At 32.7% G+C, this 1,047-nt stretch carries 1 protein-coding gene; it reads right to left on the bottom strand.

What is annotated here, in order from left to right:
- A partial coding sequence (locus tag CN514_RS24575; RefSeq protein ID WP_141529525.1) for a COX15/CtaA family protein occupies nucleotides 1-933 on the bottom strand: 933 nt, incomplete at its 3' end.
- Between the last annotated feature and the right edge of the window lie 114 nt (nucleotides 934-1,047).

Genomic DNA, 1,047 nt, shown 5'->3' on the forward strand with positions numbered 1-1,047 from the left:
AGAGATATTTTTATTTTGAAGTAACTCAGAATTTGAGCTTTTACTTCTTGTACAAACTAAACTTTGGAAACTAAATATTGCAAACAAGCACGAGATTAAAATAGCATGTGTTAATGCAACATAAATATTTAGGTTTGTAAAAACGATAACCGCTCCACAAATTACTTGAAGAGTAACTAGAATTAAAGATACAAACCATCCAAAATAAATGCCACGTTCATTACGATAGTATTTATAAGCATGTACAAAAGCAATAATTACCCAGACGAATAAAAGAAAAGCAGCGAATCGATGCCCCATTTGAATCCATTCATGAACTTGTGTAGGAATTCCATTGTTTGCTTTACTGCATAGTGGCCAGCTAGGACAAGCTAAGCTAGCATTTTCGTGGCGAACAAGTGCGCCCGTATAAACAACTAAGTATGAATAAATCCATAAACCGTAAGTATGAAATTTCATTCTTTTTCCGACATAAAAAGAATTTTTTTGATAATTGCGATCACGTTCAAAAATTAATAAAGTTAACATGACTACAGCAGCAAAACAAATTAGAGAAATACCAAAATGAATTGCTTTTACAGCTGGGATTTGACCCCAAACAACTGCGGCTGCCCCGATTAATGCTTGAGCAACTAGAAAAATACAAGAAATGATTGCTAAAAACTTTGTTTCTCTTTTATGAGGAATGACAATCCAAGCAAGCACTGCTAATAATAAAACAAATATCCCAGCAAGGCCTGATGCTGCACGATGAGATAATTCAATCACAGTTTGAATAGTTAGATGATCAGGAATGATTTGACCTTTACAAAGGGGCCATGATCTTCCACAACCGAGTCCAGAATTAGTCTTTGTTACGAGAGCACCGCCCAATAAAACAATTAAAAGAATGAATGAGGTAATTAACGATACCCCTTTTAAAACACGTAGCAAGTATATCCACCCACTTTTATAAAATAATAATAATTTTAAAATTTAATTATTAAAAAAATTATTCTGTAAATAATACTTCTATATCATATAAGATTACGACACAAAATTCAAAGG

Source organism: Bacillus sp. AFS001701, from assembly GCF_002559405.1.
In the GTDB taxonomy this organism is placed as follows: Bacteria; Bacillota; Bacilli; order Bacillales; family Bacillaceae_G; genus Gottfriedia.